This window comes from Actinosynnema sp. NPDC023587 (assembly GCF_040640215.1).
In the GTDB taxonomy this organism is placed as follows: domain Bacteria; phylum Actinomycetota; class Actinomycetes; order Mycobacteriales; family Pseudonocardiaceae; genus Actinosynnema.
Map to the genome: position 1 here is coordinate 662433 of NZ_JBFABG010000003.1, position 16512 is coordinate 678944.

General features: G+C 64.9%; 17 protein-coding genes and 1 pseudogene. 9 read left to right on the forward strand and 9 right to left on the reverse strand.

Translation table 11 applies throughout. The annotated features are described in order from the left end of the window. Positions 1 to 599: 599 nt before the first annotated feature. Positions 600 to 878: a zinc finger protein gene (locus AB0G01_RS11840; protein ID WP_360943057.1), complete on the reverse strand. Its 279-nt coding sequence runs from the start codon at positions 876 to 878 to the stop codon at positions 600 to 602. After that, a complete protein-coding gene (locus AB0G01_RS11845) occupies positions 878 to 1738 on the reverse strand; it encodes a helix-turn-helix transcriptional regulator (protein WP_360943060.1) in 861 nt (286 codons plus the stop codon). The genes AB0G01_RS11840 and AB0G01_RS11845 overlap by 1 nt, the downstream gene beginning before the upstream one ends. Before the next feature lie 239 nt (positions 1739 to 1977). Here AB0G01_RS11845 and AB0G01_RS11850 point away from each other — a divergent pair, with 239 nt between their 5' ends. The 3 genes from AB0G01_RS11850 to AB0G01_RS11860 are packed head-to-tail and all read left to right on the forward strand — an operon-like array spanning position 1978 to position 4427. Continuing rightward, positions 1978 to 2193, forward strand: a complete 216-nt coding sequence (locus AB0G01_RS11850) for a hypothetical protein (protein WP_360943063.1) — start codon at positions 1978 to 1980, stop codon at positions 2191 to 2193. 16 nt (positions 2194 to 2209) lie between these two features. After that, positions 2210 to 3532: a helix-turn-helix transcriptional regulator gene (locus tag AB0G01_RS11855; protein ID WP_360943066.1), complete on the forward strand. Its 1323-nt coding sequence runs from the start codon at positions 2210 to 2212 to the stop codon at positions 3530 to 3532. After that, entirely contained in the window at positions 3525 to 4427 is a 903-nt protein-coding gene (locus AB0G01_RS11860; RefSeq protein WP_360943069.1) for a phosphotransferase, read from the forward strand. The genes AB0G01_RS11855 and AB0G01_RS11860 overlap by 8 nt, the downstream gene beginning before the upstream one ends. A gap of 118 nt (positions 4428 to 4545) precedes the next feature. On the opposite strand, the gene AB0G01_RS11865 is transcribed toward AB0G01_RS11860, so the two are convergent. Further along, entirely contained in the window at positions 4546 to 5001 is a 456-nt protein-coding gene (locus AB0G01_RS11865; RefSeq protein ID WP_360943072.1) for an NUDIX domain-containing protein, read from the reverse strand. A gap of 317 nt (positions 5002 to 5318) precedes the next feature. Here AB0G01_RS11865 and AB0G01_RS11870 point away from each other — a divergent pair, with 317 nt between their 5' ends. From AB0G01_RS11870 to AB0G01_RS11880, 3 genes are all read left to right on the forward strand, one after another. Further along, positions 5319 to 5561, forward strand: a complete 243-nt coding sequence (locus tag AB0G01_RS11870; protein ID WP_360943075.1) for a helix-turn-helix domain-containing protein — start codon at positions 5319 to 5321, stop codon at positions 5559 to 5561. 105 nt (positions 5562 to 5666) lie between these two features. After that, complete coding sequence (locus AB0G01_RS11875) at positions 5667 to 6851, forward strand: multidrug DMT transporter permease (protein WP_360943078.1); 1185 nt, start codon at positions 5667 to 5669, stop codon at positions 6849 to 6851. A 3-nt stretch (positions 6852 to 6854) separates the two neighbouring features. After that, positions 6855 to 7022: a hypothetical protein gene (locus AB0G01_RS11880; RefSeq protein WP_360943081.1), complete on the forward strand. Its 168-nt coding sequence runs from the start codon at positions 6855 to 6857 to the stop codon at positions 7020 to 7022. Between the two features lie 344 nt (positions 7023 to 7366). Here AB0G01_RS11880 and AB0G01_RS11885 read toward each other — a convergent pair whose 3' ends face one another. From AB0G01_RS11885 to AB0G01_RS11895, 3 genes are all read right to left on the reverse strand, one after another. Continuing rightward, the gene (locus AB0G01_RS11885) at positions 7367 to 8197 is read right to left on the reverse strand and encodes an aminoglycoside phosphotransferase (protein ID WP_360943323.1); all 831 of its coding nucleotides are present in this window, start codon (positions 8195 to 8197) and stop codon (positions 7367 to 7369) included. A gap of 11 nt (positions 8198 to 8208) precedes the next feature. Next, a complete protein-coding gene (locus AB0G01_RS11890; RefSeq protein ID WP_360943326.1) occupies positions 8209 to 8862 on the reverse strand; it encodes an AAA family ATPase in 654 nt (217 codons plus the stop codon). A gap of 109 nt (positions 8863 to 8971) precedes the next feature. Continuing rightward, entirely contained in the window at positions 8972 to 9292 is a 321-nt protein-coding gene (locus tag AB0G01_RS11895; RefSeq protein WP_360943084.1) for an SPASM domain-containing protein, read from the reverse strand. A 231-nt stretch (positions 9293 to 9523) separates the two neighbouring features. Between AB0G01_RS11895 and AB0G01_RS11900 the strand changes: the two genes are divergently transcribed. The 3 genes and pseudogenes from AB0G01_RS11900 to AB0G01_RS11910 all read left to right on the forward strand — a co-directional run bounded on the left by AB0G01_RS11900 (position 9524) and on the right by AB0G01_RS11910 (position 13117). Further along, complete coding sequence (locus AB0G01_RS11900; protein ID WP_360943087.1) at positions 9524 to 12097, forward strand: hypothetical protein; 2574 nt, start codon at positions 9524 to 9526, stop codon at positions 12095 to 12097. A gap of 186 nt (positions 12098 to 12283) precedes the next feature. Continuing rightward, positions 12284 to 12433: pseudogene (locus tag AB0G01_RS11905) on the forward strand (transposase); the annotation flags it as partial. Positions 12434 to 12595: 162 nt separating this feature from the next. After that, positions 12596 to 13117: an Imm1 family immunity protein gene (locus tag AB0G01_RS11910; protein WP_360943329.1), complete on the forward strand. Its 522-nt coding sequence runs from the start codon at positions 12596 to 12598 to the stop codon at positions 13115 to 13117. Between the two features lie 1610 nt (positions 13118 to 14727). Here AB0G01_RS11910 and AB0G01_RS11915 read toward each other — a convergent pair. The 3 genes from AB0G01_RS11915 to AB0G01_RS11925 form a co-directional block, all read right to left on the reverse strand. Beyond that, positions 14728 to 15417: a TIGR02391 family protein gene (locus AB0G01_RS11915; RefSeq protein WP_360943090.1), complete on the reverse strand. Its 690-nt coding sequence runs from the start codon at positions 15415 to 15417 to the stop codon at positions 14728 to 14730. Between the two features lie 523 nt (positions 15418 to 15940). Next, the gene (locus AB0G01_RS11920) at positions 15941 to 16198 is read right to left on the reverse strand and encodes a transcriptional regulator (RefSeq protein WP_360943093.1); all 258 of its coding nucleotides are present in this window, start codon (positions 16196 to 16198) and stop codon (positions 15941 to 15943) included. Positions 16199 to 16241: 43 nt separating this feature from the next. Further along, positions 16242 to 16481: a hypothetical protein gene (locus AB0G01_RS11925; RefSeq protein ID WP_360943096.1), complete on the reverse strand. Its 240-nt coding sequence runs from the start codon at positions 16479 to 16481 to the stop codon at positions 16242 to 16244. Positions 16482 to 16512: the final 31 nt, after the last annotated feature.

Here is a 16512-nt window from a genome sequence, read left to right on the forward strand (position 1 = left end):
TAGTCGCCACCTCTTATCGACCACTCCCGCCAGGATGTTACGACGACAGTCTGACGGTCGGCGTCCGAAGCACGCGCAAGGCACGCTGTATTGGAATTGAGGACCCATTTCGGCAGACCGGACGACCGCCGACGATCAGCCCGCCCCGATGTGTCACCGGCTTGTGGACAAGCGAGTCTGGGACACCAGCGGATCCCCCTAGACCACCCATGAGCAGGGCCTTCGCATGCCGGAGGGGGTGGCGCTCTAACAGGATCCCCAACCTGATCCCCAATGTGATCCCCCATATGAACCCCCGCCGGAAGTCACCGTACGCGCAAGTGATCTTCAATATGACTACACAGGGTAGCCGATCGAGAAGTTCGCTACGTATACATAATTCCGCCAAGCCATGCCTAAAAACATCGGTATATCAAGGATTGAAATTGAAGCCACACACAAGGAGGGGAGTCAGCACGATTACGGGAGCACCTTCCTTGCATGCGGCCAATTATATCGCCTGACTGCCGCGCCGCGCCCGCCACAGAAAATTATCTTTGTGCGGACAGGGCTCTGACGAAAGACGTAGCGAGGATCGGCGGACTTGACTGTCGGGCGGGTCAGGTGCGCGTTGGACGGCGGTTTTCGTGGGGCTGCGCCGTCTTCGGGTTGGTGTCGCGCTGCTGCGGGAGGAAAAGGGGGATGCCCTCGGCAAGGCGCCAGGCGGCGTCGCACGCCGCGCAGGTAGGCCAGCACCACTGTCGCTTAGTGGCGCGCGCAGCGGGAACGGTCAACTCCGCCCCGCACAGCGTGGTCGTCTTCTGGGTAGGCATGGCGTTGTCGTCGATGGCATGGCGTTTGCCGTCGTGAGGTTGCCACCGGAACGGGCGCGGTCCCATCAGCGGATTCCCTTGTCGTAGGCGTCGGCCCAGTGGGCAATGACCTCGCCAGACTGAGCTGCGGGCAGGGCGCGGGCGTGGAGTTCGCGGAATCGACGCTGGTGGTGTTCGACGGCGTGGAGGTTGTCGTGGAAGACGGTGGTGATGCCGTTTTCGCTATAGGACAGCGGGCGCAGTGGTGGGGCGAAGGTGAACAGTGCAGCGTGGTGGCGCAGGGCGGGGTGGGCTGGTGCGGTCATGGGGATGACGTGGACGGTGATGTGAGGTTGACCTGCTTGCAGGGTGAGGTAGAGCAGTTGGTCGCGCATGGCGGCGCGGTTGCCGACGACCAGCCGCAGCGCGGTTTCGTGGACGTAGAGCGTGGCGTTCGGCGGGGTGCGGCGGTATAGGAGACGGTCCTGACGCGCGACACGCGTGGCGGCCAGGTTCTGGTCACCAGTCAGTGCGCCGGCGTAGGCCGTGGTCTGGGCAAGGGCCGGGACGGTGAGCGGTTCGTAGGCGGTGACGCTGTGGGCGAGGTGTTCGTGCAGTGTCAGGGCGGTGAGGGTGTCGGGGCTGCCGTGGTGGGTGCGGGTGAAGGTGCCGGTGTCGGGCTCGTGGGCGATGGCCATGACGCGATCGCGGGTGGCCTCGTCGGCGACGCAGCGGCCAAGGAGGGTGGCGATCCCCCAGGGGCTGGTGCCGCGGTTGCCGGTCTCGAGTTTGCTGAGCTTGCCCAGCGACCAGCCCAGGCTCTCGGCGACGACTGCGGAGGACAGGCGAGCGGTGCGGCGGATGCGGCGTAGTTCCTCGCCGAGCTCACGGCTGTGAGCTGTACTCAACCTCGTGATGGCGGGCGACTTCTCGCCGTCGGTGTCCATCGACGTTCCTCAGTTGTGCTCGGGGGCCGCTACACGGTCGGCGGCGATGATCAAGCTTCGGTCTGGCGTGGTGCAGAACAGGCCGATAAGTCCGACCGAGTCCGGCTGCACACGAGCGGCATGGCGCGGCCACGTTCGGCGCGCGAGCTTGTGTCGACCCATCCGTCGGATGTCGAGGTCCTGCCGATGCAGGGAACGCGAACGAAGACGAGGCCGAAGGCGCCTTCGAGGACTTGGTCGTGATCGCCGGGGACAGCAACTCCGGTCGGAACCTGGCCGTCCGCGCCATCGAGCATCCGGACACCCGCCCAGCCGCGCGTCCTGACGAGACCAGCATCATCGCCTTCCCTTTCGACCCGCCGAAATCGGTAGATACGCATTTCAACCAGGACCGGTACGATCAGGGAACAACGCAAACAGTCGACACGCGGATTTGCCCCCTATTTGCCCCCTAGCGCAGGCGGAGGCGACATGAGCGAGGATGAGCACTCCGACATGACCGCACCAGCCGGTGTCCGGCTCGCTCACGAGATCCGCCGACGACGCACCGAAGCCGGACTCAGCCAGCCACAACTGGCCCGGATGATCGGCTACACCAGGCAGTATGTGTCCCTGGCCGAACGCGTCGGCCACAACCTTCCCTCCGCCGAAGTCATTCGAGCCCTGGATCAAGCCCTGAACGCAATGGGCGCACTGATCGCGTTGCGAGAACGGTGCAGGAGTGAGCAAAAAAGGCTGCGAGGGAAGTCGCCTGTAAGGCGTGTACCGCAGAACACGGTCTCACTTGAGGCCAATTTGTCTGCCTCGGCTACCCGCGTCGACACCAAGTCAGACGTGGTCGAGTCGATCGCCGACCTGACGTTGGACGCACCGCCTCGACGGCGCGTGGGCCGGGCCGAGGTCGGGCAGGTGAAGTTGATGACCAGCGCGCTGGCGGCCAGCGAGAATCTCTATGGCGGAGGGATGACGAGTGAGGCGGGCATCGCCCACCTGCGTTGGGCGAGTCGGATGTTGAAGGTGCATTCCGAGCCCGCAGTCGAGGTGGCGTTGTTCGAGGCTGTCGGGAACCTGGCCGGCGTGGTGGCGTTCTCGGCCTTCGACGTCGGCGATCACCCGGTCGCGGCGCGCTGTTTCCGGTTCGCCCTGTCGTGTGCGGAGCAGGGTGGCTCGTGGGAACTGCGCGCGGCCACTCTCACCGACATGGCTCGACAGGCCGTCTACCTGGGCGACTTGGACCAAGCCCTGTCGCTGATCGAGTTCGCCCAGGTCCGTGCCGATCGACTGACGGCCACGGCAAGGGCCGTGATCGGGGTGGTCCGTGCCAGAGTGCTGGCCATGCTCGGCCGTCATGAAGAAGCGCGATCACAGGTGGACCGCGCCGACTCGGACTTCGCGCAGCGCCAAACGGCCACCGAGCCCGCCTGGCTGGTCTACTACGACGAGGCCGAACACGCAGGCAGCAGCGCCAGGGCGCTGATCCCTATCGCCATCGCTACCGGGCGGCCGGGTGAGGCCGCTAAACGCCTGGAGACGGCAGTCCGCTTGCACAGCGACGCCTATCCGCGGTCGCGGGCGTTCTCCAGGACACGCTTGGCCGCACTGCACATGTCGATCGGCGACCCACGTGAAGCCACCGCACTGGGGCGACAGGCCGTTGCGGACGCCGCAATGTTCCACTCCCAGCGGATGAACGGGGAACTGCGTGCCCTGATGCGCGCCAGCGGACAGCACCTGGCAATTCCCGAGGTGGCGGACCTGTCGCACTCGCTGGCATCGGCGATCAACGATGCCTGACGTTTCCGAGGTCGACAAAGACCAGGCCACCTACCGAGTACTGGCCGCTGCAGGCAAAGAAGCAAGTGTACCGACCTCCGGCGCGGAACTGATCCGCGACGGCGTCAACGTCCTCTACCGACTATCGGGCGACATCATCGCCCGCATCGGCCCCGACGGCTCCCGCGAGACGGCCACCCGCCTGCTGCACACCTCGCGCTGGCTGGCCCGCACCGGCATACCCGCGGTCCAAGCACTCGACGGCATCGGCCAGCCCACCATGGTCGACGATCGGCCCATCACCTGGTGGGCGAGCATCCCAGAACACCGATACGCCACCCCCGTCGAACTCGGCGCCGTGCTCAAACGACTCCACACACTGGCTCCGCCCCTCTCGCCAGCCCTGCCTGTGCTTGATCCCTTCGCTGGGCTGGACGAGGCGCTCACTGCCGCCGCCACGCTTTCCGAGCACGACCGGACGTGGCTCAAAGACCTGCTGAAGAGGTTGCGTCGCGAGTACGCGCAACTGCAGGTCGGATCGCCCCGGTGCGTGGTCCACGGCGATGCCTGGCAAGGCAACGTGGCCGTCCCCGCCGACGGTGTCCCCGTGCTCCTGGATCTCGACAACCTAGGACTCGGCCTTCGCGAGTGGGATCTCATCCCTCTGGCTGTCGACCACACCGACTTCGCCCGTATCACATCTTCGGAGTACACAGCGTTCATCGACGCCTACGGCGGCTACGACGTCACCACTTGGCCCGGCTACCGCACACTGGCTACCACAACCGAACTCCGCTGGACCGCCTTCGCCCTGAACAAAGCCAGCACCGATTCCAAAAAGAGAAACCAGGCACACCATCGAGTAGCTTGCCTGAAAGGAGAGGTCAGACAGCCTTGGTCATGGACCGCCTTTTAGGGACGATACAAGGCTTAGCTGATTCGCGGATCAGCAAGGCACTATGGAGGAAATCCACACCTTTCACCAGGTCGAGAAAATAACCGGCGGGACAAGGACCACTAAGCTGGCCGACGCTTCAGAACGTCCCTGCATGTCTGGCCCAGCCTCGAGTGCCGAAGGTGGTAGCGGTGCGGTAGGCGTGGATGCCGGCGGCCGGGTAGTCGATGAGCCGGTCGGGCAGGGCGTCGAGGGGAAACCAGCGGGCCGCAGAGCACTTGTCGGGTTCTCGGTTGGTCGGCGTCCCAGTCCAGTGGCGGGTTTCGAAGAAGAGACCGAGGCGGGGTTCGGGACCGGAGCCGTTGACGTGCAGGGTGTGCACCAGGCGCAGGTCCGCGGGGTCGACGTGGACGCCGACTTCCTCCTTCGCCTCGCGGACAGCAGCATCGAGAACGGACTCTCCCGCGTCGAGCTTGCCTGAGGGCAGGTGCCACAGGCCGTCGAAGAGCGGGTTGGTGTCGCGGCGGCGGGTAAGCAGGATGTCGTCGTCGCGGACGAGGAGGACGTGCACGTCGATCAGGTGTCGGTCAGCCATGGATCCTCGTCGGTTCTCACGCGGTCTGGAACCCGGCGCAGCTTACGAGGTATATAACTATTCGGATGCGCCCGGTCGCCGATCGTGCGATCCGTGTCGGTCATGTCGCTGATCCAGACACGAACAGAAGGCGCTGAGCAGCGGTTACCAAGCGCGGTACCAGTTCGGTAAGCGGTTGGTACCCGCCTTACGGGCCGGTCCACACGACCGTTTGGGCCGAAGCCGGCGAAAAGATCTTGTCGGCGCGTGTCCCCCAACGGTCCTTATTCCGGAGTTAAAGGGTGTCATCGCACCCTCGACCACCTCCGGAGGGCTCCGTGCCTCGATACGACGCCGACACTTACCGTCTGCTGTACACCCCCGCCGAAGCGGCGGCCTTGCTGGCCGTCCGCGAGTCGTGGCTTCGACGCAAGGCAGGACGCCGGGAGATCCCGTGCACCTTCCTCGGCAAGCACCTGCGCTTCTCCAGCGACGACCTCACCTCGATCGCCCAGACAGGCGCCCGACTCGCACGCTCCACAAGACCACCCGCCAAGCGCACCAAGTCCTCTCGGAACTGACGAAAGTTCTTGTGCCGCAACGCTTGCATTACTCGACCGTAGGAGCGTTCATCCTCCTGTCACACCGTGACCACCACACCACCACCGAACGAAGGAGCAGCACACATGGCCTGGGTGGAGCAGTCGGGAAGCAACCACTGGCGCGTCCGGTTTCGCCGCGACGACGCCACCATCGGGTCCATCCCCGGTTTCAGGAGCGAGAAAGCCGCCCAGGACCACGCCAACGACCTCGAATCCGACCAACGTCGCGGCACCTGGCTCGACCCCACCGACGGTCGCACGACCCTGGAGGAGTGGCTCACCGACTGGTGGGACGCCCTCGACGTCGATACCCGCACCGAGGACAACTACCGCAGCATCGTGCGCAACCACATCACGCCCCATTGGGGCGACACCGCCCTGGCCGACATCACCAACCTCAAGGTTCAGGCATGGGCCAAGCAGCTGCGCGCCGGACACCTGTCACCGGTGACCGTCGCCGGGTTCGTCAAGCTGCTCTCCCAGATCCTCACCGACGCCGCCGAGGACAAGCTCATCGTCGCCAACCCCATCCGGCCGCGACGACGCGGACGCCGCAACCACGCCGCCCGCATCCCCGAGAAAGTCTGGGCCGAGCCCACCGAGGTGCTGCGCATCGCCGACCAAGTCGCCGCCTTCTACGGACCCATCGGAGCCATGCTCGTCATCACCGCAGGCTGGACCGGCGCACGCTGGGGCGAGCTGACCGGCCTGCAACGCCACAACCTCCACCTCTTCGACGACGACACAGGCTTCCTCATCATCGACCCCCAGAACGGCGCCCTGCACGAATCCGCCGGCGGCAAGCTCTGGCTCGGCCAGCCCAAGACCGACGCCTCCGCCCGCACCATCAGCCTCAACCCGTCACTCGTCCGACTCCTGCGGGCGCACCTGGACAACCACGTCCACCCGCACGTCTTCACCACCCCCGAAGGCGCACTCCAGCGCCGCAGCAACTTCAGCAAACGCGCCATGCGCCCCGCCGCCGACGGCAACCTCAACCAGCCCCGCGCCGTCCTGCGCCTCCAACCGGTCAAGCCCGGCCTGACCTTCCACGGACTGCGCCACAGCCACAAGACCTGGATGATCGCCGACACCATCCCCGAGATCGCCCAGTCACTCCGACTCGGCCACATCCTCAAAGACCCCGTCCAACGCACCTACTCCCACGTCGCCCCCGAAGTCACCAGCCGCCTGCTCCAGTGCCTGCAGGACCGCTGGGACAAAGCCGTCGTCGACGTCGGTGACAGCTCCTGGCGCAGGATGGCGTAGCCGATGCGTGGTCTCCTCATCTATCACTTCAACGGCGGCAACCACGCCGACAAGCCGGTCGTCATGCACTCCGAGGCCACCCTCGACTACGTCCTGATCGACATTCTGGCCACCCGTAGCCGCACCCGACCATGTTGTACGCCCAAACCCACCAACGGTCGGCCCGGCTGAGCTGCCCGCCCCTCAATTCACATGGCGCAGGCGGAAGCGACATGCGCGACGAACGAACACTCCGACATGATCGCCACCGGCCGCATCAACGCCGACGCCCTCGACCAAGCGGCAGTGGACGCCCTCGCCTCCTAACTACGGCAAGCGCCGGATTCGGCATCAGCAGGGCCACCGCGCACACCGCTACCACGACGAGACCGTCACCGTGCTCGCCGACCAGGCCCCTGACCCACACGACGCCCTGCGACGCGCCGAGGACAAGGGGCTGGGCCACGTGGTCCTCGACGGGAAGGTCTTCTCCGCCGACCGCCTTCGCGAGAAGACCACCAGCGTGAAAGGGGTCCTCAGTGACCGAGCAACGTTCGCGCGTGTCTTTCGAGCGGTTCGGCGAGGTCGGGGAACTCTCCGCCGCCGATTCGACGCGACAGCCGGGCGATGGTGTAGAGCTGCGCGAACCGACCCGTGTCCGTGTCGAGGATGTCGGCATAAACGTCGTGTACTCGCTGCGCGATCGTGGGCGTCAGGAGGCTGTAGCACAGCAGGGTCGCCGCGTCGGTTCCCGCGGGTCCGCGTCCCCACCATTCCCAGTCGAGCAGGCCGAACCGCGGACGCAGCAGGTTCGCCCAGTGGACATCGCCGTGGACGGTCTCCCATTCGGGCACGGTGGGGTCGACGGCGTCGCCGAAGCGTTGCACGATCCGGTCGGTGATCTTGTCCTGGCTGCTGTTGACGCGTGCGGTCGGTGTCGCCGCGACAGTGTTGGTGGTGCGGCGCAGCTCGGCCCACCACTCGTCGGGCAGTTCGACCGCGGTGCGCAGTGCGTCGGTGGGTGAGCAAGGTTGGCCAGGCATGCGGGTCATGAGTTCGGCGCGTTGCTGTCGCCATTCCTCCCACTCGACCACGTCCAGGACGCGCGGTTTGGCGAGGTCGGCGAGGACGTTCGCGTCGAGGTTGCCCGTCCAGAAGTCGCCGGCGACCCACTGCTTGTCCTCGGACACGACGCGCAGCCAGTACTCGGCGTCGCCCTTGCGGACGGGAGTGCTGATCGACCGGTCGTGCCAGCCGAGCAGCGGGTCCCCGGTCACAACCACGCCGAAGTGTTCGGCAGCGCGGTCGAGGTTGTCGCGCATCCACTGCCGGAACCGCGCGTCGGCTTCGCTTGTGTCGATCGGCACCTCGCCCTCTTTCACTGTTCGGTGACGTAACGCAGGTAGGCGGCCGGGTTGTTCATGTACCGGCGCCAGTGGTCGACCAGTGCGAGGTCTTCCCACTTCGTCCGCCGGAACCCGTGGTCGCCCACTTCGATGATGTCGGCGCCCGGTGTGGCGGCCAGGACCGGCGAGTGCGTCGCGCAGATCACCTGCGCTCCCGATTCACCGAGGTCGTGCAGGAGGTTGACCAGCCGTAGGCAGGATGTGAACGACAGCGCCGCCTCGGGCTCGTCCATGAGGTAGAAGCCGGGTTCACGGAACATGTTCGCCAGCACGGTGAGGAAGCTTTCGCCGTGGCTCATCTCGCTGGTGTCTTCTTCCCAGTAGCCGCGCATCCCGCTGACGGCTTCCATGAACCCGAACGCCGTCTCGGCCCGCAGGAAGTATCCCCGGCGCTTGGTCCGCGGCCCGCTCTTCTGCCGGGTGCCCGCGGCCGTGGTCTCCCAGCGGAGCAGGTCACCCAGCACCGTTTTCGGCCGGTCGTTGACGTACTTGCGACCCGCTCGCCCGCCGCGCGCGTCCAGTCCCCATGCCTCGGCGAACGCCTCGACCAGGGTCGACTTCCCCGAACCGTTCTCCCCGACCAGGAAGGTGATCGGCCGCTCGAAGACCATGCCTTCCCCGGCCATCTGCGCCACGCACGGCACGGTGAGCGGCCACGGTCGTGAATCCGGAAGACCGGAGGGCAGTAGGTCGTCAGGGATGTACGCGCGGCGGGCAAGCATGGGCTGTCCTTGATCAGTACTCGGTCGGGACGCATTTCCCCTTGGGCGTGCAGTTGCCCGCAGGGTTGCACGCCGGGCCACAACTCGGCCCGCACTGCGGGCCGCACATGTTCGGCACACACGGCGACACCGGTCGTTGCGCGAACCGCTCGGCCAATGCAGTCGTCGTCGCCAGCATGGTTGGTCCGTTCAGGATCTCGACAAGCGGAGCAAGCCGCACGTTACCCACCGGCAGCCAACGCGAAAACACGCACGGCCACACCGAGCCGTCCGCGGCAACCGCGACCTTCCCGTCACCGCACTGCCCGCACAGCGCAGACGAGTCGGAGGCCATGGCACGCACTCCGCGTCCGATCCCTCGCAAGCGGTCGACGCGGAGCGGGATCGAACGGCGCAACGCCTCCACAATGTTGGCCTTGGTGCGCTCGTGGCTACCCGCACCTTGGTATCCGGAGAACGAGCGGCGGCCGTAGGGTCGCAGTGATCGATGTCGTGCCGCGAGCGGGCAGTGGTGGGTGGTGTCGTGGGCAGGGTGAGACGGCCTAGGCTGCTGAGGTTATGGCTGGTGCTAGCAGCGGTGGGATTGAGTTCCGCATGGTGGCTGCCGTCGCTGTTGCAGCTGCTCGACTCCTACTGGTCGTTGTCATGGGAAGAGCGTGACCAGCGAGCCAGCGTATTCGGCATGGTGATCGGCGGAATTTCCGCGGTGTTGAGCGTGGCGTCGATCTGGCAGAGTCGCCGCTCGTATGCCGACGTCAACGCGGCTGCCGAGGTGCTCCCTGTGGCTGCCGGGAGAGTCGGGGTGTTGCCGAGGATGAAGGTACTGTCGGCGGGACGGGCGCGGGTGCACGAGGCCCTGCCACTGCCGGTCGACTATGGCAGGGCTCGACGTCGGCATTGGGTGCCATGGCAGGCTGCTGGTGACCTGCTGGACTCGGATCTGCCGTTGTTCGTGGACCGCAATGCCTCACAAGAGGTTGCGAAATGGATGCGCCCGGCCCGCCGCAAGGGCGGTTTCCTGCTGCTGGTGGGCACCTCCAGTGTGGGCAAGACTCGACTGCTGTACGACATTGCCCGTCGGGAGCTGGGTGATTTCCTGGTCTTAGTACCGGACCTGGGTGACGGCGCTGCGGTCAACGCCTTGGCCGAGGCTGGGCCACCGGGACCGGTGGTGGTGTGGTTGGACGAGCTGCAACGCTTCTTGAGCGGCCCTTACTTCGTCCCCGACGGCACCGTCGGACAAGTGCCGGTTAGCGCCGGTGCGTTGCGGCGTCTGCTCGACGGCGACACGCCAGTGATCGTGCTCGCCACCCTGTGGCCGAATTATCTCGACCAGCTCCGCGCCACCGACACCGACGACAAGGGCGCGACCAAATCTCGTTACCCTGCAGCCGCCGACGTACTCGCGTTGCGGACCAAACAGCTACGGGTGGACACGTTCAGCGAGGAGGAAAAGCGGCTTGCCCGCGAGCTGGGTATACGCGATCCGCGGCTGGCCGCTGCCGCCGATGGAGTGGACTTCAACGTTACCGAGACGCTCGCCGGCGCCCCGCGCATCATGCAGCGCTACCGCGAGGCGCCTCTTACGCGGCAGGCGGTGGTCCACGCAGCGGTTGACGCCCGCCGCCTTGGCATCCAGGGACCACTGAGCCGGGAACTGCTACGCGAAGCCTCCCGCGGTTACCTCGTCGACGTCCATCCCGACGACACCTGGTTCGGCGATGCCGTTGCGGAACTAACACGCACCGATCGCCGTGAGGATGCCGCCACTGCGCCACTGCAGACCATTCCTACCGCCGACCACCGCGGCATCATCGGCTACACCGTCACTGACTATCTGCTCCAGCAACTCCTCTGCGAGCGCCGCAGTGAACTGCTCGACAGTATTACCTGGAACGCTTTCATCGACTATGTCCACGAAGCCGATGACCGCCACCGCCTTGCCACGCATGCGTGGCAAAGACTGCAGTACCATCACGCAGAGCGCCTCTATCGCACCCTCGCCGACCGGGCAGCCGATGCCGCCGTCCGATTAGCCAACCTACTGACCGAGCAGGGCAGAACCGATGAGGCCGTGACGACGCTCCGCCCTCACGCCGACGCTGGCGACTCCGAGGCAGCCGAAGGATTGGCTGAACTGCTGCTCGACCGGGACGAGTTTCAGGAGTTGTTCACCCGCGCCGACGCAGGCGACATCGAAGCAGCCGTACTGCTGGCCGACACGCTGGTGCACAGCCCCTGGGCAGGACCTGACACGGTCGACGACGCCGTCGCGTTACTGAGCCCTTATGCTGATAAAGACCTTTATGCCGCCCTCGTAACCGCTGAACTTCTGGTCGATCACGACCGGGATGACGAAGCCGCGACGTTACTGCGTCCCTATGCCGACGACGGCGAAGCCGAAGCAGCCGCGGAATTGGCCGAGATACTGCTCCGACAAGACAGGATGGAGGAGCTGTACACCCGCGCCGACGCTGGTGACGTCGAGGCAGCCGCAGCATTGGCCAAACGACTCGCTGACGAAGGTATGGTGGACGAGGGCCTGGCACTACTGCGCCCACACGCCGACGCCGGTGAGGACTCCGCCGTCTTCGAACTGGGAAAACTACTAGCCAAACAAGGCCGGATCAAGGAGTTGCGGGCTCGTGCCGACGCTGGTGACAGCTGCGCCGCCTACGAGTTGGCTCACCTGCTGGCTATGCAAGAACGAGAAGAGGAGTTACGCGCCCGTATCGACGCCGGCGACAGCTACGCCGCCGTCATGCTGGATGCCCTGTTGGTCAAGCAGGGCAAGGCCGACGAAGCCATCGCACTACTACGGGCCCGCGTCGCCGCTGGCGACTCACAGGCCGTAGTCAGACTGAGCGACCTGCTGGTGAGACAGGGCAGAGTCGACCAGGCTATCGCCGTATTGCGTGATCACGTCAATGCCGGAGACTCGTCGGTCGCCAGCGGCTTGGCTCGACTGCTGGCAGAACAAGATGAGCAGCAGTTGCTCTGGCGCGAGGTACATGCTGGCAATAGATTCGCCTTCCACCCATTGATCGAACTCATCCGCAAGGCGGGACGGAGCCAGGAGGCCGATCAGCTGCTCGTATGGGGTGTAAGCTCCGACGGGTCACCGGCACGGCCGTGGTGATACGGCGTGAACCACTGTGGTCTCGCTCGGCGTGCGGTCTTGGCGAAGGACAGCAGTCGTCTGCGCCAGCGAAAAATGGAGCTGATCGTCGTAAGTCGACAACGTTCGACACTGTGCTTACCGAAATGTCGTCTGTGTGCTTCCCCTCGTAGCGTGGAGACCTGAACCAAGAGAGATGGTTGGGCCGTGGGAGACAAGAGACGCCGGCCCGATCCGGAGTTCCGTGCGGGTGCGGTGCGGATCGTGGCCGAGACCGGCAAGCCGGTCGCGCAGGTCGCGCGGGATCTGGGGATCAGCGCCTACACCCTGCACAACTGGGTGAAGGCCGACCGGCAGACCGGGTGGACCACCTCCACGGCACCCTCTGCCGCGACCTGCTGTCCGACGGACGGCGGCCCATCCCGGTCGAGCAGTACCGGGGCATCGACCAGACCTGGAATTACGGCGGGTCACCGTGAGCACCGACCGCCATGTGTGTCTGTTCCGCATGCTGCGGTCGTGCCCGACGTTTCTTACCTGCCCGAGCCCGTCGTGACTCCGCTCGACGTCTACTACTTCAGCGGCGGCAACCGCGCCAACGAGCCTGTCACCGTGGACGATGACATCGCCTTGGACGATGTCATGACAGACATCCTGGCCAATCCACAACCGCACCCGACCGTGGTGTACGCCAGGGACCGGCCGACGATCGGACCGGAGGAGTTGCCGGACCACCAGCTCAAGTTCGACCTCGACACCGAGCACAACATCGCCGCCGTCCACCTGTTCTGCCCGAGAGGCTTCCTGCCAGCCGGCATGACAGGCGAGGCGGATGACACCACGGCATGGATCGCCCTGCCCCGGCAGCCGGCCACCCCGCTGCTCACCGGCGTGACGCTCTACATCGACAGGGACACCCGCACCGAGTTCCCCAGGGAAGCCGCCCTGCCGCTGAGCGTGCTTCGCAGTCTTCTGCACGAGTTCATGCGGACCGGCAAACGCCCCACATGTGTCGACTGGCAACGGACCGACATCTTCTAGCGACAACGCGGCCCCACGCGCCCGTTGACGGCCGTCCGGGACCGTTTGTGGGTGGCACACCGGAACTGGGCATCCGCAGCCGCTACGGCCGTCGAAAAGTCACCGGGCAGAACCACCCAGCCGGGTTACCGAGACTGGAGCACACAGCTGACAACATTTCGTCCGGAGCGACCGCCTGCTCCAGATTTGCTCCAGCTCGACCACCGCAGTCCACAGTGGACGAAAAAGCAAGATCGCCCGCCACCTGCATTACCGCAGGTCAGCGGGCGATTCGTATGCAGTATTCGATTGTGGAGCTGAGGGGACTCGAACCCCTGACCCTCACACTGCCAGCAACCCGCACGCCACCCCTCTCCCCTGCCCATCCAGTTCAGGGTCTGTCAGCAAGGGTGCTCGTCGGTGCTCGTCGTAGCGGTCGTTGCGGTCAACGTTGCGGTCAAGACGAGCTCCCTCAACCTAGCTTGCACACAGGTCCGAACCGAGCCACGTCCACTGAAACCCTGAACCCGCGGATCGCGGATCTTGACCAATCGTGGCTTGCCGACACCTGTCGACAACCACCACTGCCTGCATGATTCCCGGTCGCGAACGACCAAGATGGACGATCCAACCCGGTCGTTCGCCGTTGTTTGTCGGGGATAAGTCGGGGATCTGATCTTGGACTGGGTGAGGCCAAGTTCCATCGTGCTGAACTACGGCACTGGCCGTTTGTGCTGTTAGGAAGGCGCTTCGGCAACTCACCCCGTCCGCTGTTCTGTGGATGTTCCGCAAGCACCAGTCATCCTCGACGGGCATGGTCAGCGCTCCACGATGACGGGAGCTGGCGGGCCGGTCGGCCGCTGTCCCGCTCGCCCAGCCTCGGCCCTACCTCCCGTCGCCGGGCGCAGGTGGGTGGCCGCCAAACCGGGCACCGTCCGCTTGCCCAGGCGACACAGTGAGGGCCGAAAAGGACTTGGCGGGCGGGGAGAACAAAGCGCGGCCGCCCGGTCCGCCAGCTTCTCGGCCCACAATCTGACGGATTGTTGGCCGCCTCCCCTGTCATCTATCGACGTCTGTTAGCACCTACCACCACCAGCACGCTTAGCGTCCGCGAACGATCACTGTTGATCGTGCTCCCTGGTCGTCTGCCGTCGTTTTGTGGGGCAAAAGTGTGGCATGGATCTTGTCCCGCCCGACCACACCACACCTTCCCGGAGGCAAGCCTGTGGGCTGGTCGATGCCGCCAAGGCGTCGAGCTGTCCACAGGCGCGGCAGCCGAGCGCCCCGACCACCGCTCCGGCCCACCACTTGGCGCTCGTTCCGACCTGCTACCTCGGGATTAGAGCGAGACGCTTGTCATCATCCGCCATGCTTGGCGCATATCGCTCCTCACCTGGGCTGATGCGCCGAACCGGTTGAGCGTTGCTGACTGTCCGCTGCAGTAATCTGCCGTCGTTTCATGCGGGTAAGGCATGGAGATGATCTCCACTCTTGCCATTGGCAAGCCTACGAGCTGTTCGATGCCGTCAAGCTGTTAACCTATTTACAGGTGACAGCCGAGCGCCTGACCTTCGTTTTAGGAACCACTCGATGCCCACCTCAAGCTCGGTCGGCCACACGGACCGCTTACGTTAAACCGTTATTACATCGCACTCGTCAATAATCCTCGCAAGGAAACTGAGGGTGGCCAATTGTTCTAGGGCAAAATTTTCCGCCCACTCGCCGGTTTCGTGTGTAGCGGGATTGCGAATAGCCCAAAAGCATGCAAAACCCAACTGCCCTGCACCTCGCTGCAAGCTCTGAATCGTCGGATCGGATTGATCCCCCTTCACGCGCAGTCGTGGATTCGATGAGTCGGGCGGATTTTCCGAGAAACACCTTCCGATCAATTTGTCATCAGATATATCTCTACGGCCAACCTTGTCTTGTAGGTGTGCGTTGATTGCGGTAGCCGCAGTCTGTACTGCTGCACGGTAATGCCTGGACTGCCAGAAGGTTCGCGCGGCGTCCCATACCCACGGGTGAAGCTGGTCGGCCGACATGTTGGGTGCAATCGGCTTGAGTCGATTTTCGATTTCTCCCCAGTCGTCGAGGACGCCAATCCCGCGCCAGGTGGCACTTTTAAGGCGAAGAAACTCGGGATATCCGAAATTTTCCACGCTCTGCACTCTGACTCCAACGGCACGTAGGATTTTCAAAACCGTGGGCGTTAGTCGGTCGAGTGCACTTGCCTGATACCAGTCGTAGTTCTGCAGTTGATCAACTTCATCAAACTGCTCGCAGTACTCAATCAACTTTTCTTTAGCCCACTTCGTGTCCATGGAACGTGAGCTTAGTCTCCACGCGAGGGGCTTCGTATCATCCCGCCGACCTGGCTCGTCCCAACCGCGCGTGTCAAGGGGGCACCTTCCGTCACAGCAGGCGCATTGCGCTGGGTCTGCCCCCTTGACGCGTGTGGTTGCCCTTGGGGAGGTCGGCGGGATGACACGAAGCCCCGGCCCACGCTGATAGCCGAGCTAGCGGTGTCCCCTGGTCATCCTGCTGGCCTGCCCGTCCGGCGAGGACATGCTTTGCTCTTGCGGTCGCCTTCGGGGGTCGCTGGCCGTTCCTCGCCGACGTCGGGACCGGCGCCCTTCCTCGCGTGGCACGCCCGCGGGCCGCCAGGCCCGCTTGGGCGTGCCGCACTACAGGGGCGTCGATCCTTCGACGTCGGTTGGGCACCAACGGCCAGCGGCCCCCGGAGGGGGCCGCCTTGACCAAGAAAAGAAACTCTGAACACGCCCGGTGAGGGACTGCGGTGCCCCATGAGCGGAAGCGGGCTGGTGGTCTGGGCCGTTCTACGTGTCACCAGTCGTCGGGGTCGTTGTCGCGCTTCTTCTGAGGCACATAGGCGACTACCTCGAACAGGTCCTCGAAGGTGAACGGCTTGAGCACGGTGACCGCTCCCGCGATGAACGCTGAGCCTGGCCGCATGACGCCCTCAAGCACGCGTTGCAGCGAACTGCGGTTGACCTCCATGGCCTTGGCCAGGCCGTAGACGCTGGTATAGCCGGCAAGCGTCGACGCTTTGCGGAAGTTGTCGATTCGCAGACGGATGGTCATCGCCATACGCACCCCACGACCGTGTGACCAAGGCTGTCGGGGTTCATACGCGCATGAGTGGACACGCCTGCCACAACTCCGCACCTTCGCCATGACCTTCGGATGGCTCCCCTGTGATCATCGCGACGAGCCGGCAGTCAAGGGCTGCGGCATTGCTGACGAAGGCCAGGGCATCTTCGGTGCTATGGGTGGCGTAGGTCGACCTCCCGTCGGCGAACAGGATCAGCACGTACCGGGGGAACGCTTCGATTATCCACGCCGCGACCTCGTTGTCCTCGTCCACAACCGCATGGATGACCGGCGGACCCTGGATA

What these genes read in the sequence shown, in the direction of transcription:
- AB0G01_RS11840 (WP_360943057.1), bottom strand. Translation starts at nt 878, where the DNA reads ATGGGACCGCGCCCGTTCCGGTGGCAACCTCACGACGGCAAACGCCAT.
- AB0G01_RS11845 (WP_360943060.1), bottom strand. Translation starts at nt 1,738, where the DNA reads ATGGACACCGACGGCGAGAAGTCGCCCGCCATCACGAGGTTGAGTACA.
- AB0G01_RS11855 (WP_360943066.1), top strand. Translation starts at nt 2,210, where the DNA reads ATGAGCGAGGATGAGCACTCCGACATGACCGCACCAGCCGGTGTCCGG.
- AB0G01_RS11860 (WP_360943069.1), top strand. Translation starts at nt 3,525, where the DNA reads ATGCCTGACGTTTCCGAGGTCGACAAAGACCAGGCCACCTACCGAGTA.
- AB0G01_RS11865 (WP_360943072.1), bottom strand. Translation starts at nt 5,001, where the DNA reads ATGGCTGACCGACACCTGATCGACGTGCACGTCCTCCTCGTCCGCGAC.
- AB0G01_RS11875 (WP_360943078.1), top strand. Translation starts at nt 5,667, where the DNA reads ATGGCCTGGGTGGAGCAGTCGGGAAGCAACCACTGGCGCGTCCGGTTT.
- AB0G01_RS11880 (WP_360943081.1), top strand. Translation starts at nt 6,855, where the DNA reads ATGCGTGGTCTCCTCATCTATCACTTCAACGGCGGCAACCACGCCGAC.
- AB0G01_RS11890 (WP_360943326.1), bottom strand. Translation starts at nt 8,862, where the DNA reads ATGGCCGGGGAAGGCATGGTCTTCGAGCGGCCGATCACCTTCCTGGTC.
- AB0G01_RS11895 (WP_360943084.1), bottom strand. Translation starts at nt 9,292, where the DNA reads ATGGCCTCCGACTCGTCTGCGCTGTGCGGGCAGTGCGGTGACGGGAAG.
- AB0G01_RS11915 (WP_360943090.1), bottom strand. Translation starts at nt 15,417, where the DNA reads ATGGACACGAAGTGGGCTAAAGAAAAGTTGATTGAGTACTGCGAGCAG.
- AB0G01_RS11920 (WP_360943093.1), bottom strand. Translation starts at nt 16,198, where the DNA reads ATGACCATCCGTCTGCGAATCGACAACTTCCGCAAAGCGTCGACGCTT.